Below are 8,819 nucleotides of genomic sequence, written 5' to 3'. Positions count from 1 at the left end.
GAATATTTTCATATTCGGCTTAATATCAACCTCTTGTGTTTTCATACCAATGTACGAAATAATCAAAGTCTTCGCAGAACTTGGTACGTTCGGTAATGTAAAATCACCATCTACACCAGTAATAGCACCAATTTGTGTACCTTTTACCAATACAGAGGCTCCAATAACTGGCTGCCCGTCTTCCTCAGAAATTACAACACCTGTAACTTTCTGTGTTTGGGCAGTTACTAGGCCTATTCCTACAAAAAGACAGGCCAATAACAGCATTAATTTTCTTTTCATAAATTCTCTCTTAAAGTTTAACTTTACATTAATTGTTTCTTTACTCTAACAAAATGCAAATATATTAATAAAACTGAAACGAACAATTATTTTATTGAAAAAACCTTGTAAATCTATCATTTTGTTAATAGGTATCAGCGTTTTATGCTTAATAGCAGCTTTTTTGCACTTAAAAATGCATAAATAAAGAGAAACCTCCTGTCACTTTGATTTGCCTTTTTTAGCCTTGTTTTCCAAGAAATACATATCTTTTAAAACAAAATGGTTAAAAAACAGGCCTTCATGAGCGAAAACGAACTTTTATTTGAGACAAATTGAGAGTTTTTAAATACTAAATGCAAATCAAGAACTAAACATAAAAAGACACTTTTTAGAGATATTAATTCTTGTTCAATACGCATAGAGCACATAATATCGTCTTATTTGTTTATAGTATTAATTAAAATCGAGAGAAATGAGTAAGATTATTTACAATTTAGTGTACAACAGAAAAAAAAGCCTGAACAAGAAGGGAATGGCATTAGTGCAGGTAGAAGCCTATTTGGATAGAAAAAAGAAATATTTCTCCACCAAGGTCTATCTGAAGCCGGAACAATGGGATGCTAAGAAGCTTGTCGTCAGAAATCACCCAAATGCAGATGCATTGAACAGAGTGATATATGGATATATGGCGGCAATAGAAAAAAAGGAGTTGGAGCTATGGCAACAAGGAAGGCGTATTTCTTTAGATTTGCTCAAGGATGTCTTGAGTACAAGCGAAAATAACTCCTCCTTTATACCTTTTTTCAGGCAAGAGGTAGCCAACTCAGCACTAAAGGAAAGCACTAAGCGCAATCATCTTTCCACCCTTGCATTGCTACAAGAGTTCAAAAAAGACGTGTCTTTTTCTGATTTGACATTCGAGTTTATATCTTCATTTGAATACTTCTTGCAGTCAAGAGGTTACCACACAAACACAATAGCCAAACACATGAAACACCTGAAGCGGCATATCAATGTCGCTATCAACAAGGATTATATGGAAATACAGAAATATGCTTTCCGCAAATATAAAATCAAAACTGTAGAAAACAAACATACGCATCTAGTTCCGGAAGAGTTGGAGAAATTGGAAAAACTGAACTTAACGGGGAGATATGTGAAATACCAAAAAACGCTGGATGCATTCTTGTTTTGTTGTTATGCAGGAATGAGATATTCGGATTTTATAAACTTATCGCCGAATAATATAGTGGAGATTCGCCAAGAAACCTGGTTGATATACAAGTCTGTGAAGACAAATACAGAGGTCAGACTTCCTTTATATCTTCTCTTTGAGGGTAAAGGAATTGCGATACTCGAGAAATATCAGGATAATCTGCAAGAGTTCTTTCATCTAAGAGATAATTCGAATGTAAACAAGGACTTAATTGTCATTGCCCGGATGGCAGGATTATCAAAGAAAATCTCGTTTCACACTGCACGCCATACCAATGCCACCTTATTAATTTATAATGGGGTGAATATTACAACCGTACAGAAGTTGTTGGGGCACAAGAGTGTGAAAACAACCCAAGTATATACCAATGTGATGGATATGACCATTGTGAATGATTTAGAGAAACATCATTCGCTCTTATTTAAATCAAAAAAGAAGTAGTTGAATATTCATTCACACCTTGCGAACGCTTATTCGCACTGCGCGAATACATATTCAAGCACTGCGAATATCTGTTCGCAAGCTTTGAATAGAGAATAGTTACTGAAAAAAAGAAGTTTCCTCTTTATACTCCCGACTTTTTCTTTTAATATCAGATAGAACTTTTGTACTTATATTCCTAAGAAGACGTACATAAGAATAGTATTTCTAATTGTTAACACCGCTTATTTTTAGTATATTGATATAAATAAAGGACTGCATTTCAAATCCTTTATATAAAAAACGAACTAAGATACATTTTCTGAATTCATATATAATTAATGTATGAAATGACTTTATCCCCTTTTTAACATAGCAAATGTTAACCAAAGTATCTATATACCCTATAGACCAATAGATTAGAGATTGGAAGCAAAGAATGAAACAAACGATTCAAAGCATTTTTTATAAATATGGCGTTTTATAACGCCAATTGCTTGACCTCCTACATTTATATATATTGGATCTTTTTTGTAGATACTTACTTATATCCAAATCTGAAGTTTTGACCAACTAAAAAATAACAAAGTTGCTTACTCGCTTTTATGTTGTAAATATATATTTTATTAGCATAAAGTGTATAAGAGTAATTTATATATAGATATATAGTTTATGCTGAAAGCAAGTAGTTTTGAAAATGCATTATAAAAGTAGATTGCAATAGGTAATTTATTGTTTATCAAAGCATTATTTGCATCTTAAGAAGAAAATAGGTAGAATTCTATTATTTCAATCGTCATTACATATACTTATAAGTGACATTATCTATTATATACCAAGTTCATTGTAAAATATAAAACGTTATATATCAGTCATATATAATATCTATAGTTCTGCGAAGACTTTGCGGATTTCGTTTATTGGTATGCAGACACAGGAAGTGCCAATTAGCCCTAACGTAAAAGTTGTCCTAAAATCTGATTCAGAGGTGCTTGATGAAGTAATGGTGGTTGCTTATGGTACAGCTAAAAAATCGACATTTACGGGTTCGGCTTCTGTGGTGAAGGCTGATAAGTTGGAGAAACGACAAGTTTCTAATATAACGAATGCATTGTCTGGTAATGTTGCCGGTGTGCAAACCACAAGCAGCAACGGCCAACCGGGTACTTCAGCTACGGTACGTATTCGTGGTATCGGTTCTATGGCATCTAGTAATGAACCGCTATATGTAGTGGATGGTATTCCGTTTGACGGTGATATTTCTTCTATTAACTCACAAGATATTGAGACGATGACTGTGTTGAAAGACGCTGCTGCGGCTGCTCTTTACGGTGCTCGTGGTGCCAACGGCGTTATCTTGGTTACAACAAAGAAAGGTAAAACCGGTGAAGCACGTATCTCTGTAGATGCACGTTGGGGAAGCAATTCCCGCCAAGTGGGCAAATATGATGTGATAGAGAGCCCTGATGTGTATATGGAGACTCTTTATAAAGCTCAGTACAATGCTGCTTATTACAAGCTGGGACGCACTCCTGAAGCATCTCACGCCTATGCCAATGCACAGCTCTTCCCGGCTATCGGTTATCAAATATATACTTTGCCTCAAGGTGAAGGACTGATTGGAATGGATGGAAAAATCAATCCGAATGCCAAGTTGGGTTACAGTGACGGTCAATACTACTATACACCTGATGATTGGACAAAAGGAACTATCTCCAGCCAGTTGCGTCAAGAGTATAATTTGAGCGTATCAGGTGGTACCGATCGTTTGAACTACTACTTTTCTGCCGGTTATCTGGAAGATAACGGTGTGATTGAGAGTTCTGGTTTCAACCGTATTTCTACCCGTATGACTGTGGATTATCAAGCAAAAAAATGGTTGAAGTTCGGTACTAACATGGGATATACCAACTCAAAAAGTAAATATCCGGGTGAACAGACTGCAACCAATTCTTCAGGAAACGCATTCTATCTTGCTAATGAAATTGCTCCGGTAATCCCGATGTTCGTACGCAATGCTGACGGTTCGCTGGCTCGTGACAGGAATTCGGGTAAGCCTATTTATGATTATGGTGATGGCAGTAGTACAAATGCTACCCGTAACTGGATGTCTATGTCAAACCCGAAAGGAGACTTGCTTTATAATAAGGAAGAGTATCTGATGGATATTCTTAATGGTAAGTGGTTTGTAGAACTGAGTCCGATTGAAGGGCTGAAATTAACCGGATCATTGGGTGTTTACATTGACAACACACGCTACAACTATTTGGGTAACAAGTATTACGGACAATCTGCAAGCTACGGTGGTTCCGTACAACAGGAACATATGCGTACATCTGCTTTCAACCAGCAGTATCTGGCTACTTACAGAAAAAGTTTCGGTCTGAATAACTTTGATGCGTTAGTGGGTTATGAAAGCTATGACTACCGCTATGAGTATAGCTATGCAACCGGTCAGAACCTCTATAAGGATTATGACTTTACGGTAAACAACTCTATTGATAATAAACGTGGTGGTGGTGCTCGTGATGAATATTCCACAAGAGGTATTATCGGTCGTATCAACTATGACTACAACGAAAAATACTTTGCCAGTGCTTCTTATCGTCGTGATGCTTCTTCACGTTTCCATCCCGACAAGCGTTGGGGTAATTTCTGGTCGGCCAGTGCTGCATGGGTTATCAGCAAAGAGAGCTTTATGGACGATGTAGCATGGATAGAGATGCTGAAGTTGAAGGCTTCTTTCGGTCAGCAAGGTAACGATGCTCTGCTGAGAAACGGTTACGCAAACTACTATCCGTATATCGACCAATTCTCAATGACTGGTGCCGATGGTATATTCTCTGACGGTACGCTTTATTACAAAGGTAATCCGGATATTACTTGGGAAAAGAGTAATGCTTTCAATGTTGGTACAGAATTCGCACTCTTTAGAAACAAATTGGAAGGTTCGGTAGAATATTTCAGCCGCAAAACCAGTGATATGCTTTACAACAAGCCGGTAGCTAACTCCAACGGTTACAGTTCCATCCCGATGAATATCGGTTCTATGACCAACTCGGGTGTTGAACTCGATTTGACTTACAATGCTATCAATACCAATGATTTGAAATGGAGTATCTTTGGCAATGCCACCTTCTTGAAGAATAAGATCAATGAACTGCATCCCGACCTGGAAGGTGAACTGATCAGTGGATCACGTATCTATCGCGAGGGTGAATCAATGTATCAACTTTATCTCGTGAAGTATGCGGGTGTTGATCCTACTACCGGCCAAGCTCTCTACTGGGCAAAGGATGATGACGGCAAAGCTTATACTACTTCTAACTACGCAGTTGCTTCTAACAGCAAAGAGGCGAGTGGCGACTTGCTCCCCACTGTTTACGGTGGTTTTGGTACAAGCTTGGATTTCTATGGTTTCGACTTCTCCATTCAGCTTGCCTACCAATTGGGTGGTAAGATCTGGGACTATACCTATCAAGATCTTATGCATGGTGGCAACAGCTCTAACGGTGGTCACAACTGGCACAAAGACATAGCCAAAGCATGGACACCCGAACATCCGAATACTGATGTTCCTCGTCTGTGTTCAACCGAAGAATACGATGCAAGCTCCAGCTCCGACCGTTGGATCGTATCTTCCAATTATTTGTCTATCAATAATATTACTTTAGGATATACCTTACCCAAACGATTGCTCCGTAACATTGGAGTAGAAACACTGCGCATTTATGGTGCTGCCGACAATGTAGCATTGTTCGCCGCACGTAAGGGCTTGGATCCGCGTCAGGGCTATGTATCTTCTACTACTGCTACTTATGGTGCTTTACGCAGTATTTCGGCAGGTGTAAAATTAACGTTCTAAACTATCACTATTTAAAGTTGAATAACAATGAAAAATATAAAGTTTAAATTATTAGCATCGACACTTCTAAGCGTATCGCTTATAGGTTGTAATGATCTGGATACTGAGCCCCTGGGAGCCATCGTAACGGGTGATCAGAAAGAGCAGGTTGTGGCTTCTGACCCTGAAATGGTTTCGGCAAGCGTTACGGGTATCACGGCAATGTTCAGCGTTTATGGAAATGCAATTCCTACCTCTTTCGGGCATGATGACTTCGGCTATGGTTCTATTATGTTAAACCTGGATAGTCGTGGTACCGATATGGTGGGATTGGACAACGGTTATAACTGGTTTACCCGCTCCATGACTTTTGAAGACCTTTATTTTACTTATCGTCCGACAAACATCTTGTGGCGTACGATATACAATCAGATTTATACGGCTAACTCTGTAGTAGGAACTATCGATCCGGACACGAACGAAAATGAGTTGCAGTATTATCTAGCACAAGCGTTATCTATTCGGGCATTCGATTATTTTGTGTTGGCTCAGATGTATCAACACACTTATAAAGGTCATGAATCGGCGCTTTGTGTACCTCTGATTACAAACGAAAATGCTAATGAAGCAGCTGCCAATGGCTGTGCCCGTGCTACAGTGCAAGAGGTTTATGACCAAATTATGGCTGACTTGAATAAGGCTATTACTCTGCTGGAAACTACCACCAAAACCCGTGGCAATGACAAACGATACATCAGCAAGGAAGTAGCTCATGGTCTGCGTGCCCGCGTCAACCTGACTATGCAGAATTGGAGTGCGGCAGCTGCCGATGCTCAAAAGGCAATTGAAGGTAGCGGGGCTCCTTATAGCCGCGATGAAGTCAGCAAACCCGGATTTACAGAAAGTAGCGATCACTCTTGGATGTGGGCTATTGTTATTGCTGAAACGGACCGTGTAGTAACCTCAGGTATTGTGAATTTCGCTTCGCACATGGGCTCATTGAACTATGGTTATGCCTCTGTAGGCGCATGGCGTATGATTAACAAGAAGTTATTCAACGAAATACCCGAAACAGATGTCCGCAAGGGTTGGTGGCTTGATGCCAATAAACATTCGGATAACCTGAATGAAGCACAGGTAGCTCAGGCTGCGAAGTACGGTTGCCCGGCATACTCACAGATGAAATATGGTCCTTACAAAGATGTGCTGGCTCAGAGTACCAATGCCAGCGATATTCCTTTGATGCGTGTTGAAGAGATGTACCTTATTCTGGCAGAAGCACAAGCTATGGGTGGAAATCCGGCAACCGGTGCTGCAACTCTGCAGAAGTTTGTAAACGACTACCGCGATCCGGCTTACAAGTGCACTGCATCCAGTGCAACCGCTGTACAAGATGCCGTTTGGGAACAACGTCGTATTGAACTTTGGGGTGAAGGTCTTTCTTATTTTGATATCCTGCGTCTGAACAAGGGTATAGATCGTCGTGGAGCAGGATTCCCGGCTGCTTATGTATTCAATGTTCAGCCCGGTGATAATACATTGATCTACCGTATTCCTGAAAGCGAAGAACAAGGTAATTCACTCATTTCTTCGGCTGACAACAATCCGGTAACGTCTATCCCGTCTCCGGTAGCAGATAACTAATTAACCAAGGTAAACTAATCGTAAAAGTATTTATATATGAAGCTTTATAAATCAATCATATCAATGGCGCTACTAGCCATCATGACAACTTTTGTCGGCTGTAGTACCGATGGCTATTGGGACGAAGCTCCCGCAGAGAATGGAGTGAAATATACTTTTGATCAGAAGGAGCAGACTCGTTCTATTGCAGGCAACGAAACGCTGACTGAAATCAAAGTACCAATGACTCGTAATACAAAGTCGGGATCATCTACAGTTTCTGTAACTGCAAAGTTCAGCCATACTGTGCTGAGCGGCCCTTCTGAAGTTACATTTGCAGATGGAAGCAACACTGCTTTCTATACTATTGCTGTGGGGGATATTCAAGTAGGAGTAGCCTATTCAGCAACCCTCTCTATCGCTGAAGATGCTACCTCGGTGGCAGGTACTTCTACCGCAACTATCAAGCTGAGTAAAGCCTACAATTGGATACCGGCAGGTACTGCACAATTCTATTCTGGTTGGTCTGGTACTATTGGTGACGAAGGTCTTGTAGGTGATGGCGTGAAAGTAGAAATAGAAGAGGCCGAAGGTAGCAACGGCTTGTATCGTATGTTGAGCCCCTACTACTATTCTGAAAAAGCAGCTGAAGCGACCGGGGTAACCTTGAAGGAAGGTAGTCACATTCAATTTACTGTAAATAAAGCCAATGGAGCCGCTGTAGGCTTCCCTGTTGTTGTTCAAGCAATGGGCGAATCAAGCAACGATGATGGTAACTATTATTTTGTTTACACAGAGGGCGATAATGGCTGTTCCTTCGAAAATGATGGTAACCTTTATATAGTCAATGCTGTAATTGGTTACGATGAAGGTGGAAATAGTGTCAGCTTAGGCTGGTATGAAACAGCAGCCTTTATTTGGAATGAAGGTTATCCATGGTGATAACTATTTAAGGGAATAAAGTAAAGGGGAGGATCTTGTAATGAGATACCTCCCCTTATTTTTTAGATAGGAAAGCGAATGCTCCCAGTAAATAGAAGTTGACATAATTATTAACAAAAAATCCTCTTTCCAGTACTTGCCATTATACTCTTGGAGCTTAAAATAAAAACGTATAGATTCATTTCTCTATTCTCAACAAATTCTCTTTCTCATAATCAAATAGTATATAACGAAGTTGTATAGTACAATAAAACAAACCAGTAATGTGCTAATTATTAGCATATTAAGATGTTTTACTGATAGAAAAACAATAACACATAATAGTTCTATACTCTTTCTATATGCTGTATATCGAGTATATGCATAACTACAACCAAGTTCTGGAACATATATAAATATTTGATTATCTGATGTTTATCTTAATTGCAGTTCTGCGAAGACTTTGATTATTTCGTACATTGGTATGAAAACACAAGAGGTTGATATTAAGCCGAATATGAAAATATTCAT

At 39.3% G+C, this 8,819-nt stretch carries 5 protein-coding genes; 4 read left to right on the top strand and 1 reads right to left on the bottom strand.

Translation table 11 applies throughout. From position 1 onward, the window contains the following. Positions 1 to 282 (bottom strand): carboxypeptidase-like regulatory domain-containing protein (locus AAE250_RS23095; protein ID WP_342289456.1); only part of this gene is annotated, 282 nt, incomplete at its 3' end. A 454-nt stretch (positions 283 to 736) separates the two neighbouring features. On the opposite strand from AAE250_RS23095, the gene AAE250_RS23090 reads away from it, so the two are divergent. From AAE250_RS23090 to AAE250_RS23075, 4 genes are all read left to right on the top strand, one after another. Beyond that, entirely contained in the window at positions 737 to 1,921 is a 1,185-nt protein-coding gene (locus AAE250_RS23090) for a site-specific integrase (RefSeq protein ID WP_294595774.1), read from the top strand. An 883-nt stretch (positions 1,922 to 2,804) separates the two neighbouring features. Continuing rightward, a complete protein-coding gene (locus AAE250_RS23085; protein WP_294595772.1) occupies positions 2,805 to 5,765 on the top strand; it encodes a SusC/RagA family TonB-linked outer membrane protein in 2,961 nt (986 codons plus the stop codon). Between the two features lie 27 nt (positions 5,766 to 5,792). Next, positions 5,793 to 7,388, top strand: a complete 1,596-nt coding sequence (locus AAE250_RS23080; protein WP_294595769.1) for a RagB/SusD family nutrient uptake outer membrane protein — start codon at positions 5,793 to 5,795, stop codon at positions 7,386 to 7,388. Between the two features lie 63 nt (positions 7,389 to 7,451). After that, positions 7,452 to 8,309, top strand: coding sequence for a hypothetical protein (locus AAE250_RS23075; protein ID WP_342289455.1), 858 nt, complete (start codon positions 7,452 to 7,454; stop codon positions 8,307 to 8,309). Positions 8,310 to 8,819 lie beyond the last annotated feature (510 nt).

The sequence above is a fragment of the Bacteroides sp. GD17 genome (assembly GCF_038448625.1).
Taxonomy (GTDB): Bacteria; Bacteroidota; Bacteroidia; order Bacteroidales; family Bacteroidaceae; genus Bacteroides.
Note: the sequence above shows the minus strand (reverse complement) of the source record. Positions and strands in the feature narration are given on the sequence as shown.